The 16,664-nt window shown below is 66.8% G+C and carries 14 protein-coding genes; 9 read left to right on the top strand and 5 right to left on the bottom strand.

Annotation, left to right across the window (positions count from 1 at the left end; translation table 11 throughout):
• Positions 1-58 precede the first annotated feature (58 nt).
• Complete coding sequence (locus ACOI2T_RS10060; RefSeq protein ID WP_409506520.1) at positions 59-1,693, bottom strand: PucR family transcriptional regulator; 1,635 nt, start codon at positions 1,691-1,693, stop codon at positions 59-61.
• Positions 1,694-2,004: 311 nt separating this feature from the next.
• Here ACOI2T_RS10060 and ACOI2T_RS10055 point away from each other — a divergent pair, with 311 nt between their 5' ends.
• From ACOI2T_RS10055 to ACOI2T_RS10030, 6 genes are read left to right on the top strand one after another with little or no spacing between them, the layout of a single operon-like run.
• The gene (locus tag ACOI2T_RS10055) at positions 2,005-3,411 is read left to right on the top strand and encodes an aspartate aminotransferase family protein (protein WP_409506521.1); all 1,407 of its coding nucleotides are present in this window, start codon (positions 2,005-2,007) and stop codon (positions 3,409-3,411) included.
• 15 nt (positions 3,412-3,426) lie between these two features.
• The gene (locus tag ACOI2T_RS10050) at positions 3,427-4,626 is read left to right on the top strand and encodes a M24 family metallopeptidase (RefSeq protein ID WP_409506522.1); all 1,200 of its coding nucleotides are present in this window, start codon (positions 3,427-3,429) and stop codon (positions 4,624-4,626) included.
• An 8-nt stretch (positions 4,627-4,634) separates the two neighbouring features.
• Entirely contained in the window at positions 4,635-5,726 is a 1,092-nt protein-coding gene (locus ACOI2T_RS10045) for a class II histone deacetylase (protein WP_409506523.1), read from the top strand.
• Positions 5,710-7,266 carry an APC family permease gene (locus tag ACOI2T_RS10040; protein WP_409506524.1) on the top strand — a complete coding sequence of 519 codons (1,557 nt, stop codon included), beginning with the start codon at positions 5,710-5,712 and terminating at the stop codon, positions 7,264-7,266. The genes ACOI2T_RS10045 and ACOI2T_RS10040 overlap by 17 nt, the downstream gene beginning before the upstream one ends.
• Positions 7,263-8,153, top strand: a complete 891-nt coding sequence (gene pdxS, locus ACOI2T_RS10035) for a pyridoxal 5'-phosphate synthase lyase subunit PdxS (protein ID WP_421876453.1) — start codon at positions 7,263-7,265, stop codon at positions 8,151-8,153. The genes ACOI2T_RS10040 and pdxS overlap by 4 nt, the downstream gene beginning before the upstream one ends.
• A gap of 13 nt (positions 8,154-8,166) precedes the next feature.
• Complete coding sequence (locus tag ACOI2T_RS10030; RefSeq protein ID WP_409503086.1) at positions 8,167-8,673, top strand: SixA phosphatase family protein; 507 nt, start codon at positions 8,167-8,169, stop codon at positions 8,671-8,673.
• Between the two features lie 3 nt (positions 8,674-8,676).
• Here the strand turns inward: ACOI2T_RS10030 and ACOI2T_RS10025 are convergent, their stop codons facing one another.
• Together ACOI2T_RS10025 and ACOI2T_RS10020 are read right to left on the bottom strand one after the other, a co-directional pair.
• Positions 8,677-9,237 (bottom strand): DUF3558 domain-containing protein, encoded by a 561-nt coding sequence (locus ACOI2T_RS10025; RefSeq protein ID WP_409503087.1) that lies wholly within the window; start codon positions 9,235-9,237, stop codon positions 8,677-8,679.
• A complete protein-coding gene (locus ACOI2T_RS10020; RefSeq protein WP_067850982.1) occupies positions 9,234-9,827 on the bottom strand; it encodes a DUF3558 domain-containing protein in 594 nt (197 codons plus the stop codon). Before ACOI2T_RS10020 ends, ACOI2T_RS10025 begins: the two co-directional genes overlap by 4 nt.
• A 118-nt stretch (positions 9,828-9,945) precedes the next feature.
• Between ACOI2T_RS10020 and ACOI2T_RS10015 the strand changes: the two genes are divergently transcribed.
• The 3 genes from ACOI2T_RS10015 to ACOI2T_RS10005 are packed head-to-tail and all read left to right on the top strand — an operon-like array spanning position 9,946 to position 15,770.
• Positions 9,946-11,682, top strand: a complete 1,737-nt coding sequence (locus ACOI2T_RS10015) for an ABC transporter ATP-binding protein (protein ID WP_409503088.1) — start codon at positions 9,946-9,948, stop codon at positions 11,680-11,682.
• Complete coding sequence (locus ACOI2T_RS10010) at positions 11,679-13,571, top strand: ABC transporter ATP-binding protein (RefSeq protein ID WP_409503089.1); 1,893 nt, start codon at positions 11,679-11,681, stop codon at positions 13,569-13,571. Before ACOI2T_RS10015 ends, ACOI2T_RS10010 begins: the two co-directional genes overlap by 4 nt.
• Positions 13,572-13,607: 36 nt before the next feature.
• On the top strand, positions 13,608-15,770 hold the full coding sequence (locus tag ACOI2T_RS10005; RefSeq protein WP_409503090.1) for a molybdopterin-containing oxidoreductase family protein: 2,163 nt from the start codon (positions 13,608-13,610) through the stop codon (positions 15,768-15,770).
• On the opposite strand, the gene ACOI2T_RS10000 is transcribed toward ACOI2T_RS10005, so the two are convergent.
• Positions 15,767-16,285, bottom strand: coding sequence for an ATP-binding transcription factor AbmR (locus ACOI2T_RS10000; RefSeq protein WP_409503091.1), 519 nt, complete (start codon positions 16,283-16,285; stop codon positions 15,767-15,769). The two genes, ACOI2T_RS10005 and ACOI2T_RS10000, sit on opposite strands and share 4 nt — an antisense overlap.
• A 70-nt stretch (positions 16,286-16,355) precedes the next feature.
• The gene (locus ACOI2T_RS09995) at positions 16,356-16,559 is read right to left on the bottom strand and encodes a hypothetical protein (RefSeq protein WP_067850974.1); all 204 of its coding nucleotides are present in this window, start codon (positions 16,557-16,559) and stop codon (positions 16,356-16,358) included.
• Positions 16,560-16,664 lie beyond the last annotated feature (105 nt).

Raw genomic sequence — 16,664 nt, 5'->3', positions numbered from 1 at the left:
TGTAGGTCTGGGCCCCGACAAGTCCGGGGACCTGCGTCGGCGCGTGGGCGGATGGCAGTCAGCTGGCGGAGGCTTCGACCGACTCCGATCGCACATAGTCGCGGGCTCGCAGGGCCAGGTGAAGAGCGAAGATGTTCGAACCGTCCGAAAGGTCCATCCCCAGCAGGGCCTCGATGCGGGCCAGCCGGTAGTACAGCGTCTGCCGTTCGACGTGAAGCTTGCGGGCGGCCTCGCTCTTCTGACCAGGGTTGTCGCACAGAGCCCGCAGGGTGGCCACCAGCTGGGTGCCGTGCGCTTGATCGTGCTCGATGAGCGGATCCAGGCTGGTCCTGACGAATGACCTGAGCGCCGAATGGTCGCGGATCGACCACAGCAATCGGTCCACATCGGCCCGTGCCGCGTCGTGCCACGGCCGCTTCGGGCCGTGCGCGGCGGCCAACGCGGTGTCCTGGGCCTCGGCCAGGCTGTGGCGCACCTGGTTCCACGTGCGCGCGATGCGGCCCACCGCGATGACGGCGAGCCCCGGCGCCCCGAAACGCTGCTTGGCGAACCGTTCGATGGTCTCCGCGATCGAATCGGCTTCGTCTGTGCGGGACGTATTTTCGTCGACTGCCACCAGGGCGACAGTCAGCCCGCCGTCACCGCGGGCGCCCACCACCATGGACCGGCCGCGCTGACCGACAGTCTTGCGGACGTCTCGCCAGACCAGCGCCCAGGCCGCTTCTTCGCCGGCAAGCGGATTCGCCGACGACGCGTGGGCGATCGCGATCGGGAGCACGGTGCCCATCCGGCGGGGAAAACCCATGGCGGCCAGCCGAATACTGGCCTCGGCATCGTCGATGTCCCTGGTGATGACCCGTTCCAGGAAGTCGCCGCGCTCGCGGAGCGCGAGGACGGTCTCGGCCTGCTGCTGCCGCAACGCCAGGGCGAGCAGTCCGACGGCCCGGTCGGTGGCCACCGCATCGAGTTCGGCGAGCGGGGAATCCAGACCCATCGCGGTCAGCGTGCCCCAGGTCTCGCCCGTACCCATCGGGATGGTCCGCCTGATGGTCTCGAACTCGATATGGGCCCCGCGCCGGAACGACTCCCACGATGCCAACACGATGGAGTCGCTGCTGCAGTAACTCACATGCGAAATTGCGCCCGTACGAGCATTTTCCAGCACCACGGGGTTGCCGATGGCCTCCGACAGCGCCTCGAGGATTTGCGCCACCCCGGCACCGTTCAGCATGAGTTCGGTGAATCGGCGGTGGAATTCGTTGCCCTGCTCCATGAGTCGAAGCTGATGGCTCATGATCTCCTGATGGGCCGCCTCGGTGACCTCGACGAACGGCAGCTCACGGTGCAGCGCGATCAGGGGCAGGTTGCGGCGCTGCGCCTGATCGATCAGCTCGGGCGGAAGGCTGTCGAAAACCCGGCCCAATTCGATCGCCAGACCAGCGACATCCCGGTTGGCCAGATCGTCGACGAACTCGCGCAGACCGGCGGGCGTCCGATCCATGCCCATACCCGTCGTCAGCAACAATTCCCGGCCCTTCAGCAGGCTGGCGATGTTGGGCACTTCCCCGGCGTGCACCCACCGCACCGGGCGGTCGAGCGCCGGGTCGTCACCGGCCAGGATCTCCGGCGCGCCGCGCTGTAGCGCGGGCAGGTGCAACACCGTCCAGACGGTGACACCGAGATGGTCGCTCATCCCACTGAATCTGTGGGAAGTGCCCCGAACCTGTCAAGACGAAAGCCCGACTGTTGTGACAGTCCGTCGGGTCACTCAGGAGCGCACCAGCTAGATCGTCGTCCGACGGGCGCGCCGGAACCGCGAGTCCGGCCTCGGGCACACGTCGAGGGGCTGCCGACAACCTGTCAAAACCATCGGCCCGAAACCAGACAGTTGGCGTATGGCTCCGGCTGCGGTCCGGCGCACATGATCGATGCGTACGCACGGCAGGGCCCACCACAGCTCAGGGCTCGTGACCGGCTCTCACCCAACCCCACCGACGGAGGACCATGCTCGACCACGCCCGCACGGCCGAAGCCACCTTGCCCCGGCAAACACGTACGGCCGACCGCGACCAGATCCGCGCCATCCGGCAGCGCGAAGAGGAACGGTTCGCGCACGACCGGCCGAAGTCGTTCGAGCTCGTGCAGCGCGCACGGCGCTCACTGCTCGGCGGCGTGCCGATGAACTGGATGACGAAATGGCCCGGCGGCTTCCCGCCGTTCATCGCCAGTGCCCGCGGCGCCCGCCTGGTCGACGTGGACGGCAATGCGTACATCGACTTCTGCTATGGCGACACGGGCGCGATGGCCGGGCACGCACCTGCCGGTTCGGTCGGCGCCATCGCCGACCGCGCTGCCGACGGCATCACCTTCATGCTGCCGACCGAGGATGCGATCTGGGTCGGTGAGGAGATGACCCGCCGATTCGGGGTGCCGTTCTGGCAATTCGCCCTCACGGCCACCGACGCGAACCGTTTCGTGCTGCGGCTCGCGCGGATGATCACCGGACGCCGAAAAGTGCTGGTGTTCAACCATTGCTACCACGGCAGCGTCGACGAATCCCTCGCCACCCTCGTGGCAGGCACAATCCACCCACGACGTGGCAACATCGGCCCGGCCGTACCCCCGAGCGAGACCACACAGGTGGTGGAGTTCAACGACATCGCCGCGCTCGAGCGGGCACTCGCCGAGGGCGACGTGGCCTGTGTGCTGGCCGAGCCCGCGCTGACGAACATCGGAATCGTGCTGCCGGAACCCGGCTTTCACGATGCACTGCGCGAGCTCACCCGCCGGTACGGTGCGCTTCTGGTAATCGACGAGACCCATACGATCTGCGCGGGCCCCGGTGGTTACACCAAGGCACACGGTCTACAGCCCGACTTCGTCACGATCGGCAAATCGATCGGAAGCGGCGTGCCTTCAGCGGCTTACGGTTTCACCGCCGAGATCGCCGAACGGATCGAACACCAGGTGTCGGTGGAAGATGCCGACGTCAGTGGGGTCGGCGGAACCCTGGCAGGTAATGCATTGTCCCTGGCGGCTATTCGCGCAACACTCGCGAACGTGCTGACCGAGCAGGCGTTCGTCGGCATGACCGATCTGGCGGTCCGGCTGGAACAGGACGTCAACGACCTCATCGAGTCCAACGACCTGCCGTGGCACGTCACGCGGCTCGGCTGCCGCGTCGAGTATCTGTTCAGCGCCGAACGCGCCCGCAACGGCACGCAGGCCGCCAACGCCGGGGATTTCGAACTCGACCAGCTCATCCACCTCTACATGCTCAACCGTGGCGTGCTGTTGACCCCGTTCCACAACATGACGCTGATGTCACCGGCGAACGTCGCCGAGGACGTCGAACGACACAAGGAAATCCTCACCGAGGCGATCGCCGAACTCTACCCAGCCCCCCGGTAACCAAAGGAGACCACGATGTACTTCCCCTATGACGAATACGAAAGCCGTTGGAACACCGTGCTGGACGCCATGCGGCAGCGCGGCTTCGATTGGGCGCTGATCTGGGGCCGCAGCGGCGGAACGTTCGAGCGCTGCAACGACATTCTCTACCTGTCGAACTACTACTCCAGCCAGTCGGGTCACGAGTACGACAGCAGCGAGTGGATGGGTGTGAGCTTCTCGGCCATGCTGCTCGGCGGCCAGGACCTGCCCGAGATGATCGTCGATGAACCCGACTTCCCCGCCGACCTGCTGCCGCTGCCGGCCAGCAACGTCACGTGGGAGCCGCAGCTGATCGAGGGTGTCGCCAAACTCATTCGCAGTAAACCGATCTCGCGCATCGCGATGGTCGGAACCGACTTCCTGCCGGTCAAGTACGCGCGACTGCTGGAGGCCGAGCTTCCCGGGGTGGAGTTCGTCGAGGCCGACGACCTGGTCCGGGAAGTGCGCAAGCACAAGAGCCCACGAGAACTGGACTGCTACCGCGAGATCGGCGTGAAGGTGACCGCCGCGATGGACGTCATGGTGCATGCCGCCACCAAGGGCGGTGTCACCCAGGCCGAGGTCGCCGCACTGGGCGCCGCCGAGCTCATGCGGCACGGCGGGGTGCCGCACATGGTGCCGGTGTCCAGTGGGCCGACGATGTTCCAGCATTGTGGCGACCCGATCCTCGGGTTCTCCCCGAACGTCATGCTGGAGAAGGGCGACATGGTGCGCATGTGGATTTACGGCCCCGCCTTCCAGGGCTACTGGTCCGACCCCGGACGTACGGTGATCGTGGGCGGCCGCGGTACAGCACGGCAGCGGCAGCTGATCGATAATGCCAACCACATCATCACCACGTTGATGAACGAGATCCGGCCGGGCCGGAAGTTCTCCGAGATCGCGGCGCTGGGCAACGAGTTGCGGGCCTCGATGGACACCGAAGAGGATCAGCCGGGCAAGATGTGGCCGATCTACGGGCACGGCGTCGGCCTGTTCTGGGAGGATCCGTGGCTGACCGCCGCGGCGGCCAACCCGACCGGTCCGGACCCGGTCTTCCACGAGGGACAGACCTACAGCACCGAGACCTTCCTGCACTGGTCGGATGTCGGCAGCGCGGGCGTCGAGCAGAACTTCATCGTCTGGGAGAACGGCAACGAACTGCTCACCACCACCGACCTGGTGAACTGGTAGGCGACGACATGGCAACCGGTTTCTGGTACGACGAGCGGTGCCTGGCCCACGACAACGGCTCGATGATCCTCGATGAGCGGGCCGCATCCTGGCTCCGGGTGACCCACGCCGAGAACCCGCAACGGTTGGCGCGAGCGGTGACGGTGCTCGAAGCGTCGGGCGTGGCCCGCGAGCTGGACTGGTTCCCGCTGCGGGAGGCCGCTGTCGACGATCTCGCTCTGGTGCACACCCGCGCGCACATCGACCGCGTCCGTGCCGCATGCGATTCGGAGGCAACGGTTTTCGTCGGCCCGGAGGCGCGGGCCGGCCGCGGTAGTTGGGAACCGGCGCTGCTGTCGGCCGGCGGCTCGGTCGCCGCGGTGGACTGGGTGCTCGACGGGGTCGAACGCAACGCCTATGTGCTGGCCCGCCCGCCCGGCCACCACGCGTCGTCCGATACCGCCATGGGGTTCTGCCTGTTCAACAACGTGGCGATCGCCGCGCGCCACGCCCAGCGCCGCCACGGCCTCGGCCGGGTCGCGATCGTGGACTGGGATGTCCACCACGGCAACGGAACCGAGGACGTATTCTACGAAGACCCTTCGGTGCTCTACCTCTCACTGCACCAGGACGGGCTCTACCCGCCCGGCCGAGGGCTGGTTCAGGACAGGGGCCGCGGCGCGGGCTCCGGTACGACGGTCAACATCCCGCTGCCCGCGGGCATGGGCGATGCGGGGTATCTGGCCGCCGTCGACCGAATCGTCGTGCCGGCCCTGCGCTCTTTCGCACCCGACCTGATCCTCATCTCGGCCGGTCAAGACCCGTCGGCGGCGGATCCGCTCGGCAGGATGAGTGTGACGACCGAAGGGTTCCGCGGCATGACCCGCCGCCTGGCCGACGTCGCGAACGATGTCTGCGAGGGCAGACTGATCGCCGTGCAGGAAGGCGGCTACAGCGTCGACCACGTGCCGTTCTGTGTGTTGGCCATCGTCGAGGAACTCGCCGGGCTCATACCGCAGTTCAGCTCCGACCCGATGGAACTCGATACGCCACAGGCCATCCGGGACTGGGAGATCGAGGCCATCGATTCCGTGAGGATTTGTGATGACAGCACAATCTGAGATCAATGACGGGGGTGACGCCTACGGCTACACCCAGACGCTGCAACGCAGTATCGGTCAGTTCGCGAGTTTCGCGGCGGGTGTCAGCTACATCTCGGTGCTCACCGGTGTGTTCGGGCTCTTCTACTTCGGATTCGCCACCGGCGGTCCGGCCTACGCGTGGTCATGGCCGATGGTGTTCGCCGGTCAGATCATGGTGGCGTTGTGTTTCGCCGAACTCGCCAGCCGGTATCCGGTGGCGGGCTCGGTGTACAACTGGGCGAAGAAGCTGTCCGGCCCGACATCCGCGTGGCTCGCGGGCTGGCTGATGGCAGTGTCCTCGATCGTCACGGTGTCCGCCGTCGCGCTCACGTATCAGGTCACCCTGCCCCAGATCTGGTCGGGTTTCCAGATCATCGGCGACGGCACCGGCCCGCATGACTTCGCGCTGAACGGAGTGCTGCTCGCCGGGATCCTGATCGCGGTCACCACCATGGTCAACGCGTTCGGCGTACGACTTGCGACGCTGATCAACAGCATCGGCGTGTTCGTCGAGCTCGTCGCCGCCGTGCTGTTGATCATCATCCTGGCCCTCCATGTCGTGCGCGGACCCGGTGAGCTGTTGAACACCCACGGTTTGGGATCGGACCATTCGTTCGGCTACTTCGGCGTCTTTCTCATCGCGGCCATCGCATCGGCTTGGGTGATGTACGGCTTCGACACGGCCAGCACCCTGGGCGAGGAGACCAAGGACCCGAAGCGAACCGCGCCGCGGGCCATCATCCGTGCCGTCACCGCATCGTTCATTCTGGGCGGCCTCATCCTGCTGTTCGGGATCCTTTCCGCCCCAGATCTTTCCGACCCTGCGCTCGGCTCATCGTCCGGCGGGTTGCAGTACGTCGTGTTGTCCGTGCTCGGCGGCACGCTCGGCAAGCTGTTCCTGATCTCGGTGGCGGTGGCGATCACGGTGTGTGTCATCGCACTCGAGGCCGCGGCGATCCGCATGGTGTTCGCGATGGCCCGCGACAACCGAACACCGATGGCGGCCAAGCTCGCTTATGTGCATCCGACGCGGCGGACGCCCACCAACGCCTCGATCGCGGTCGGCGTGATGGCGATACTCATCCTCGTGGTCATGCTGACCCAGCCACAGATCTACCTGATGCTGGCCAGCGTCGGCGTGGCGCTCATCTACTGCGCCTATCTGCTCGTCACCATTCCGATGCTGCGGCAACGTATCCGTGGCGGATGGCCGGGCAAAGACGCCGGCCCGCAAGACTATTCATTGGGGCGCTGGGGTACGGCGATCAACGTGATCGCGATCGCGTGGGGTATCGCCATGGCGATCAACCTGCTGTGGCCCCGCCGCGAGGTGTACAACCCCGAGCCGCCGTTCCACTGGTATTACGCGTGGTCGGGGATTCTGTTCCTCCTCGCGGTGACGGTGGGCGGTCTGCTTCTCTATCACTTCCGGCTGCGCCATCGGCCCGGAACCCTCGGCCAGCACGTCGAAGCCGGCCCCTCCCACCAAGCACGCAACCTGGAGCCTGATGCGGTATGAACACTGACCAGACCGGTACCGCGCGGGTGAAGCGGGGTATGGCCGAGATGCTCAAGGGCGGCGTGATCATGGACGTCGTCACCCCCGAACAAGCCCGCATCGCCGAAGGCGCCGGCGCCGTGGCGGTCATGGCCCTCGAACGCGTCCCCGCCGACATCCGCGCCCAAGGCGGCGTCGCACGCATGTCCGACCCCGACATGATCGAAGCCATCATCGACGCCGTCACCATCCCCGTGATGGCCAAAGCCCGCATCGGACACTTCGTCGAAGCCCAAATCCTGCAAAGCCTCGGCATCGACTACATCGACGAATCCGAAGTCCTCACCCCCGCCGACTACACCCACCACATCGACAAATGGCACTTCACCGCCCCCTTCGTCTGCGGAGCCACCACCCTCGGTGAAGCACTACGCCGCATCACCGAAGGCGCGGCGATGATCCGCTCCAAAGGCGAAGCCGGCACCGGCGACATCTCCAACGCCACCACCCACATGCGCCACATCGGCGCCGAAATCCGCCGACTCACCACCCTGCGCGACGACGAACTCTACGTCGCCGCCAAAGAACTCCAAGCCCCCTACGAACTCGTCGCCGAGGTCGCCCGCGCCGGCAAACTACCCGTCACCCTGTTCACCGCCGGCGGCATCGCCACCCCCGCCGACGCCGCCATGATGATGCAACTCGGCGCCGAAGGCGTCTTCGTCGGCTCAGGCATCTTCAAATCCGGCGACCCCGCCCAACGCGCCGCCGCCATCGTCAAAGCCACCACCTTCCACGACGACCCCGACGTCCTCGCCAAAGTCTCCCGCAACCTCGGCCAAGCCATGGTCGGCATCAACGTCGACGACATCCCCACCCCACGCCGCCTCGCCCAACGCGGCTGGTAGTTACCGTTACCTCATGACCACCCGCACCCTGCTGCTCCTGCGTCACGCCAAATCGGACTATCCCGATGGGGTCGTCGACCACGACCGTCCGCTGGCGCCGCGCGGGGTGCGGGAAGGTGCGCTGGCCGGTGACTGGATCCGCGCGAACGCTCCGAAGGTCGACGCGGTGCTGTGCTCGACTGCGACCCGGACCCGCGAGACGCTGGCCCGCACCGGGATCGACGCACCGGTGGAGTACGTCGAACGCCTCTACGACGCGACACCCGGCACGGTCATCGGCGAGATCAACGCCGTGCGATCACATTTCGGCACCGAGCCGGCCACGGTGTTGGTGATCGGTCATGAGCCGGCGATGTCGGCAGTGGCGCTCGGCCTGTCCGATGGGACGAATACCGCGGCGGCCGAGAACATTTCGCTGAAGTTCCCGACGTCGGCGATCGCCGTGCTGCGCCCGTCGGGGACGTGGGAGGACCTGACGCTCGGCGGCGCCGAGTTGGTCACCTTCCACGTGCCGCGCTAGCAGCTAGGCGTTGGTGGCGAGCGTGAGCTCCATGAGCTTGATCGCCATCGAGCACGCGTCGATGCCCGGCGCCTGCGGGTTGACCCACCAGCCGACGACACCGGCGGCATCGCTGGCCACACCGCATGCCCCGTTGAGCCCGTTGGGCTTCATCACGATGGACTCGACGCCCTGCACGCGGCGCTGCTCGATCTGGTACTGAAGCTGCTGCGCGGTCTGACGTTCGTTGTCGAGGCTGCCCTGCTCGTACCAGAACCGGGTGATGTCCACGAGGCCCGCCGGATTGGCGGCCTGCCAGCGGCACACCGCGCCGACGAATGTGCTCTGGATGTCGAGCGGGTCGGCACCGACCGTCTCGGCGAGGATGTCGTCGGTCAGCACGTCGCACTCTTTGAGCAGGTTCGGGTATTGCTTCTCCGAGTTGTTGTTGCTCGGTCCGCCGCCCGTACCTTCTCTGGCCGCGGTGCCGTCGACCGTGCGCGTACAACCGGTCAAGCCGGCAAACACCGCCAGCGCCGCGGCAACGGTCGCGATCCCCCGCCCCACCTTGTTCTGCGAGCTCATTTCGAATTCACAATCGACTGACGGGTGAGCTCCTTGGCCACCTCGCACGGATCGGGATACGGCTTCTGGTTGAAGCTGATCGACCATTCGATGAAATCGTCGTCGAACTGGATGCCGATCTCACACAGGTTGATGTCGCCGGGCCTGCCCAACGGGTCTTCGCCGGTTGCGATGAAGCCGCTGTGCCCTTCGATGTTGATGTCTTCCACGCTGGTGCGCGACAGTTCCTCGGTCTTGCGTTCGCGGCCGATCGGGCTGCCGCGGAACCACGTGAACGAGAAGTGCGGGCCCAGGATGCTGCCGCCCTGCAGCCACTGGCAGCCCGACGAGTTGGTCGCGGTGTTGACGAGCCCCTGAACCTGGGTCAGCTCCGACACGGTCTGATCGGTCACACCCCCGCATTGCGGGAAGAACGGGCCGTGCTTGGCGTCGGCCGCGGCCGGCGCCCCGGTCTGCGGTACCTCCGGGGAAGCGGGCTCGTCAGTGGAGCACGCAGCGAACACCGGAACCATTGCGGTGGCCAACACCGCCAGGGTTCTGGCGCCGCGCGTGCGTGCGATGGCGGCCGTGCTGACAGTCACGCCATGCACTGTAGCGGCAGCGTGACAGCCCAACCACCGACATGCCGACTGACCTGGACTTTCAGCCCTTCCGACACGTCAGCGGCCGAACATGAGCCGACACAGTCTGGTGTGCGACAGTAGCGGGATGCTCTGGGCGCTGCTGCGACAGTACGTGCGGCCGTACCGGCGGCTGCTGGCCGTGGTTGCCACGCTGCAGGTGATCAGCACCCTGGCCTCGCTGTACCTGCCGACGGTCAACGCCGCGATCATCGACGACGGCGTGGCCAAAGGAGACACCGGTCGGATCGTCGAACTCGGCGGCGTGATGCTGGCCGTCACCGCACTGCAGGTGGTGTGCGCCGTGGGGGCCGTCTATTTCGGGTCGCGGGCCGCGATGAGCTTCGGCCGCGATCTGCGGTCGGCGATCTTCAACCACGTCACGACGTTCTCGGCGGCCGAGACTGCGAGGTTCGGCGCGCCGTCGCTGCTCACCCGCACCACCAATGACGTCGGGCAGGTGCAACAGCTGCTGCAGTTGACGTGCACGATGCTGATCACCGCGCCGATCATGTCGATCGGCGGCATCTTCATGGCCTTGCACCAGGACGCCGGGCTGTCCTGGCTGCTGCTGGTCAGTGTGCCCGTGCTCGCGCTGGCCAACTATTGGATCATTCGCCATCTGATGCCGATCTTCCGCCGCATGCAGCGCCTCATCGACGGCATCAATCGCGTCATGCGCGATCAGCTGTCGGGCATCCGGGTGATCCGGGCCTTCGCGCGTGAACCGCTCGAACGGCAGCGGTTCGCCGAGGCCAACCAGGCACTGTCGGACACCGCGCTCGACGCCGGCCGGTGGCAGGCGCTCATGCTGCCGGTCACGACGCTGGTCATCAACATCTCGAGCGTCGCCCTGATCTGGTTCGGCGGTCTGCGCATCGACGCCGGTCACATGCAGGTCGGATCGCTCATCGCATTTCTGGCCTACTTCATGCAGATCCTCATGGCCGTGCTGATGGCGACCTTCATGTTGGTGATGTTCCCGCGCGCGTCGGTGTGCGCGGACCGCATCACGCAGGTGTTGACGACGCGGGCCGAGATCGCGAGTCCGCCGCAACCCGTGCGCCTGCCCGCCATCGCGGGTGACATCACGCTCGACGGCGCGACCTTCAGCTATCCCGGCGCCGACCGCCCGGTGCTGCAAGATGTTTCGTTCACCGTGCCGCGCGGCACCACGACCGCGGTGGTCGGCTCAACCGGTTCGGGCAAGTCGACGCTGCTGGCGCTGATCTGCCGGCAGTACGACGTCACATCCGGCACCGTCCGGGTCGACGGGACCGACGTGCGCGATCTCGACATCGAACAGTTGTGGTCGGCCATCGGCCTGGTACCCCAACGTGGATATCTGTTCTCGGGCACGGTCGCCGAAAACCTGCGGTATGGGAAGGCCGACGCCACCGAGGACGACATGTGGGAGGCGCTGCGGGTCGCCGCGGCCGACGACTTCGTCCGTGCCCACGCCCTCGGCCTCGACATGCCGGTGGCGCAGGGCGGCAACAACTTCTCCGGAGGACAACGCCAACGACTCGCGATCGCGCGGGCCGTGATCCGCCGGCCGGCGATCTATCTGTTCGACGATGCGTTCTCCGCGCTCGACGTCCACACCGACGCGCAGGTGCGGGCTGCGCTGCGTGACGTGTCAGCCGACGCGACCAAGGTCATCGTGTCGCAGCGGATCTCGACCGTCGTCGAGGCCGACCAGGTGATCGTCGTCGAGGACGGACGCGTCGTCGGCATCGGAACCCACGACAGCCTGCTGGCCGACTGCCCCACCTACGCCGAGTTCGCCGAATCACAGTCGATCGCCGCCGGAGATCACCGATGACGGGCCCGATGCTGCGGCGCGGCGCCCTGCCGCAGGCCCCGCCCGAACGCACGCGCGATTTCAAGGGTTCGGCACTGCGACTGGTCAAACGGCTGCTGCCGCAACGTGCGCTGGCGATCACGGTGATCCTGCTCGGTGTGGCCGGTATCGCGATCGGCGTCATCGGCCCGAGAATCCTCGGGCACGCCACCGACCTGTTGTTCAACGGCGTCATCGGGCGCGAACTGCCCGCGGGGCTCACCAAAGAACAGGCGATCGATGCGGCGCGGGCACGGGGCGACTCCACGTTCGCCGACCTGTTGTCCGGCATGAACGTGGTGCCGGGGCAGGGCGTCGACTTCGGTGCGGTGGCGCGCACGCTGGCCCTCGCGCTCGGCCTGTATCTGCTTGCCGCACTCTTGGTGTGGTTGCAGGCCCGCCTGCTCAACGTCACGGTCCAACGCACCATGGTGGCGCTGCGGGCCGAGGTCGAGGACAAGGTGCACCGACTGCCGTTGTCCTACTTCGACTCCCGCCAGCGCGGTGAAGTGCTCAGCCGTATCACCAACGACGTCGACAACATCCAGACGTCGGTGTCGATGACGATCAGCCAGCTGCTGACCGCGGTGCTGACGGTGTTTGCGGTGCTGGTCATGATGCTGACCATCTCGCCGCTGCTGGCCCTGCTCGCCGTGGTCACGGTGCCGCTGTCGCTGTGGGTGACCAGATGGATCACCCGGCGTTCGCAACGACTGTTCGTCGCGCAGTGGCGCAACACCGGCCGGCTGGCCGCCCACGTCGAGGAGACCTACAGCGGCTTCACGATCGTGAAGACCTTCGGTCACCGCGCGGCCGCACAGCAGCGGTTCGCCGAGCTCAACGACGAGGTCTATCAGTCCAGTTTCGGCGCGCAGTTCTTCTCCGGTCTGGTGGGCCCGGCGACGATGTTCATCGGCAACCTGAGCTACGTCGCGGTCGCAGTCGTGGGCGGATTGCAGGTGGCCACCGGACAGATCACGCTGGGCAGCATCCAGGCGTTCATCCAGTACGTCCGCCAGTTCAACCAGCCACTGTCCCAGGTTGCCGGGATGTACAACACGCTGCAGTCCGGGATAGCCAGTGCGGAACGGGTTTTCGACCTGCTCGACGCCGACGAGCAGACCCCCGACGACCCAGCCGAACTCGACAATCGCACGGGAAGAGTCGAATTCGAACGCGTCAGCTTCAGTTACCTGCCGAACACCCCGGTGATCGAGGATCTGTCGCTGGTGGCCGAACCGGGCAGCACCGTGGCGATCGTCGGGCCCACCGGCGCGGGCAAGACGACCCTCGTCAATCTGCTGATGCGCTTCTACGAGGTCGATTCCGGGCGCATCCTGGTCGACGGCGTCGACATCTCCACCGTCAGCCGCCAATCGCTGCGCTCCTCGATCGGCATGGTGCTGCAGGACACTTGGCTGTTCGGCGGGACGATCTACGACAACATCGCCTACGGCCGGCCGGATGCCACCGAGGACGAGGTCATCGAAGCCGCGAAGGCGGCCTACGTGGACCGGTTCGTGCACACATTGCCCAACGGGTACGAGACGCGCGTGGACGACGACGGTGGCAGCATCAGCGCCGGCGAGAAGCAGCTGATCACGATCGCCCGGGCGATCCTGGCCCGGCCCCGCCTGTTGGTGCTCGACGAGGCGACCAGCTCGGTCGACACCCGCACCGAGCTGTTGATCCAGCATGCGATGACCGAGTTGCGCCGCGACCGCACGAGTTTCATCATCGCTCACCGGCTTTCGACGATCCGCGACGCCGATCTGATCCTCGTGATGGTCGCCGGGAAGATCGTCGAACGCGGGAGCCACGAGGAACTGATGGAGCGGCACGGCCGATACTGGGAAATGACGCAGATATAGCACCCACGAGCCGTTACAAACCGTAGTGTCGGTGTAATGACGCCCCGGACCGTGCACACGTTCTGCCGGTACTGCCTGGCGTCGTGCGGCCTGGAGGTGACGGTCGAGGACAACCGGGTGCACAAGATCTCGGCCGACAAGCTCAACCCGCACAGTTGGCACGACTTCTGCGCCAAGGGTCGCACCGCGGCTCAGGTCGTCGAGCATCCGCGGCGCATCCTGCGCCCGATGCGCCGGGTCGGCGACACCTACGTCGAGGCCGGCTGGGACGATGCGCTCCGCGACATCGCCGACCGGATGAACGCGATCATCGCGGCGGGCGGTCCGGACGCGGTCGGCGCGTACTACGGCAATCCCGCGGGCTACTCGGCGTCGAATCTGGTGTTCATGAACGGTTGGCTGGACGCCATCGGCACCCGCAACCGTTACGCGGTCGGGTCGGTCGACCAGAATGCGCTGCACGTGGTGGCGCAGGCGATGTACGGCTCGCAACTCATGGTCCCGGTGTCCGACGTCGACAACTGTGATTACTTCCTACTGGTCGGTGCCAATCCCGCGGTCAGCGCGTGGAATTGGGTGGAGTCGGTGCCGGGCGGCTGGCGCCGCGCGCTCGCGCGACAGCAAGGGGGCGCACGCATCGTCGTGGTCGACCCGGTCCGCACCGAGACGGCCGACAAGGCCGATCTGCACATCGCGGTGCGGCCGGGCCAGGACTGGGCGCTGCTGCTGGGGATGGTGAAGGTGATCCTCGACGGAGGGCTCGAGCACCGCGCGGACTGCGCGGAGTTGGTGACGGGGATGGATGCGCTGCGTGCGTTGGCGGGCGAGGCCGACCTCGACGACCTCTCGGCGCGTTGCGATGTCGCTCGCGACGTGATCGAGCGGGTGGCAAGGGAGTTCGCCGCGGCGCCCGCCGCGATGGCGATCACGCGCACCGGGATATCGCTGCACGCCGCGGGGACGGTCGCGGAATGGCTGGGGCACGTGCTCAACGTCATCACGGGCCGGATGGACCGGCCGGGTGGACGCCGGTTCGAGCCCGGATATGTCGACACGTTACGGCTCGCGAGCCTGGCGGGCGGCAAGCCGCACCGCAGCCGGGTGGCCGGACGCGAACTGGTCGCCGGGGCCCATGCGCTCGCCGAATTGCCCGACGAGATCACCACTCCGGGCCGCGGGCAGATCCGCGCCCTGGTGCTCAACTGCGGCAATCCGGTGATCTCGGGACCCGACGGCGCCCGGCTCGACAAGGCGCTCGCGCAACTCGACCTGTTGGTGGCCATCGACCTCGTCCAGCGCGAAAGCCACCGCCACGCCCACTGGCTGCTGCCCGCCGCCCATTGGCTGGAACGCGACGACCTGCTGGCGTTCACCAGCAGCATGCACGACGAACCGTACGTGCAATACGGCGCCAAGGTCGTCGAACCACCTGCCGAAGTCCGCGAGGAATGGCGTGTTTTCACCGATCTCGCGTTGGCGATGCGCCGGCCGTTGTTCGGCGTGAAAGGTCTCAACACGTTCATCCGGGCCAGCCGGCGGCTGGCGCGGTTGACCGGAAGGCCGGGCCTGGAATTCGGGCCCAGGTGGATCGACCGGATCATCGTCGCGACATCGCGAAAGGTCAACGGCCACAAACTCACGTGGCGCGAGCTGATGGCCAACCCGCACGGCCTCGTCCTCGGGCCGCGCGAGTTCGGCCATTTCCGCGCCGCACTCCGGACCGCGGACAAGAAAGTCCACGCCGCCCCCGAGGAATTCGTCGCGCGTGCCCGCGAATTACTGGCAGCGCCACGGCCGTCCGCGCCGTCGGGTTACCCGTACCAACTGGGCAACCGTCGCCACCGGCACTCGATGAACTCCTGGCTCAACGAACTGCCGGGACTGCACCCGGCCGGTAAGGGAAACGACGTCCTGATCCATCCCGACGACGCCGCCGATCTGGGTGTGTCCGGCGGCGACCGGGTGCGGGTGTTTTCCGCCGTCGGGGCGGTCGAGCTGACCGTGGCGATCAGCGACCGCCCGCGCCGAGGCGTCGTGGTGATCGACCATGGCTGGGGTTCAAGGGTTTTCGATCCGTACTGCGGTGCACCGCAGTCCTACGGGGTGAACCGCAACGTGCTCGCCGACGGCACGTCGGTGGATCCGCTGTCGCAGACCTCCACGCTCGGATCGGTCTACGTCGGCGTCGAGCGCGTTTAGACTTCCGGCCCTTCGGCACGCAGGTCGTCGACGGTCTTCATCGCCTCGCGCAGCTTGGCCAGCCACTCTTCGGTGTGTTCGCCGACCAGTCGCACAGACCAGGCCAGCGCGTCGGACCGCGACCGTGCCACACCGGCGTCGACCAGGGTGTCGAGCACCTGGCGTTCAGGCTGCCGTAACCGCGTCATCACCGGAACGGCGATGTGGGTGAACAGGATTCGTTCCGGCGGCGTCCCGACCTCGACACCCCAGGAGACCTTGCGGCCGAACCGGTCCTGTGCCTCGTCGGCGATGCGCATCCGTTCACCGCGGGTCTCTTCACGGAATCGGGCGGCCCGCCCAGAGGCGCGGGCCTCGCTTTCACCGTCGGCAGGCTCGGGTAGGCGGCCGATGACGGTGATCTCTTCACGGTCGACGATCACGGTGGGATCGCCGGCGAACCAATTTTCGGGCAGGCGTCCGGCAAACCACTCCGCCGCTTCGCCCGCGTCGTGGCGATGATGTTGACGCTTCATGATTACATGATTACACCGTTACACCGCTGGTAGGGTGACGTTCGCCATGAGCGAACACGATGGTGTCCGGTCAGCCTCGCTTCATCAACAGCGCTGCGCCGCCGGCCAGGATGAGGGCCACCAGCAGCAGGCCCGCCCAGCCCGCACCGAACACCCACCACACCACGCCCAGTGCGACGAGCACCGGTGAAGCGGCGAACAGCACCATGCCGGGGTGCTGCTTGAAGACCGCGAGCGCGCCTTGAGCACGGATCGGGTCGATTTCCTTTGCCATGCCACCAGAATGCCAGCGTTCGGCACGCCCTGGGCACGGATGAAGGGTGTTCGCACCGGCGCCGGTGGCCTAGTGTCGATTCCGGTCCCGTCGTACCCCAACCCA

Origin of the sequence: Mycolicibacterium wolinskyi str. Jessa 2025 (assembly GCF_049241375.1) — a bacterium.
In the GTDB taxonomy this organism is placed as follows: Bacteria; Actinomycetota; Actinomycetes; order Mycobacteriales; family Mycobacteriaceae; genus Mycobacterium; species Mycobacterium wolinskyi.
Note: the sequence above shows the minus strand (reverse complement) of the source record. Positions and strands in the feature narration are given on the sequence as shown.

What these genes read in the sequence shown, in the direction of transcription:
- ACOI2T_RS10060 (WP_409506520.1), bottom strand. Translation starts at nt 1,693, where the DNA reads ATGAGCGACCATCTCGGTGTCACCGTCTGGACGGTGTTGCACCTGCCC.
- ACOI2T_RS10055 (WP_409506521.1), top strand. Translation starts at nt 2,005, where the DNA reads ATGCTCGACCACGCCCGCACGGCCGAAGCCACCTTGCCCCGGCAAACA.
- ACOI2T_RS10050 (WP_409506522.1), top strand. Translation starts at nt 3,427, where the DNA reads ATGTACTTCCCCTATGACGAATACGAAAGCCGTTGGAACACCGTGCTG.
- ACOI2T_RS10045 (WP_409506523.1), top strand. Translation starts at nt 4,635, where the DNA reads ATGGCAACCGGTTTCTGGTACGACGAGCGGTGCCTGGCCCACGACAAC.
- ACOI2T_RS10040 (WP_409506524.1), top strand. Translation starts at nt 5,710, where the DNA reads ATGACAGCACAATCTGAGATCAATGACGGGGGTGACGCCTACGGCTAC.
- pdxS (WP_421876453.1), top strand. Translation starts at nt 7,263, where the DNA reads ATGAACACTGACCAGACCGGTACCGCGCGGGTGAAGCGGGGTATGGCC.
- ACOI2T_RS10030 (WP_409503086.1), top strand. Translation starts at nt 8,167, where the DNA reads ATGACCACCCGCACCCTGCTGCTCCTGCGTCACGCCAAATCGGACTAT.
- ACOI2T_RS10025 (WP_409503087.1), bottom strand. Translation starts at nt 9,237, where the DNA reads ATGAGCTCGCAGAACAAGGTGGGGCGGGGGATCGCGACCGTTGCCGCG.
- ACOI2T_RS10015 (WP_409503088.1), top strand. Translation starts at nt 9,946, where the DNA reads ATGCTCTGGGCGCTGCTGCGACAGTACGTGCGGCCGTACCGGCGGCTG.
- ACOI2T_RS10010 (WP_409503089.1), top strand. Translation starts at nt 11,679, where the DNA reads ATGACGGGCCCGATGCTGCGGCGCGGCGCCCTGCCGCAGGCCCCGCCC.
- ACOI2T_RS10005 (WP_409503090.1), top strand. Translation starts at nt 13,608, where the DNA reads ATGACGCCCCGGACCGTGCACACGTTCTGCCGGTACTGCCTGGCGTCG.
- ACOI2T_RS10000 (WP_409503091.1), bottom strand. Translation starts at nt 16,285, where the DNA reads ATGAAGCGTCAACATCATCGCCACGACGCGGGCGAAGCGGCGGAGTGG.
- ACOI2T_RS09995 (WP_067850974.1), bottom strand. Translation starts at nt 16,559, where the DNA reads ATGGCAAAGGAAATCGACCCGATCCGTGCTCAAGGCGCGCTCGCGGTC.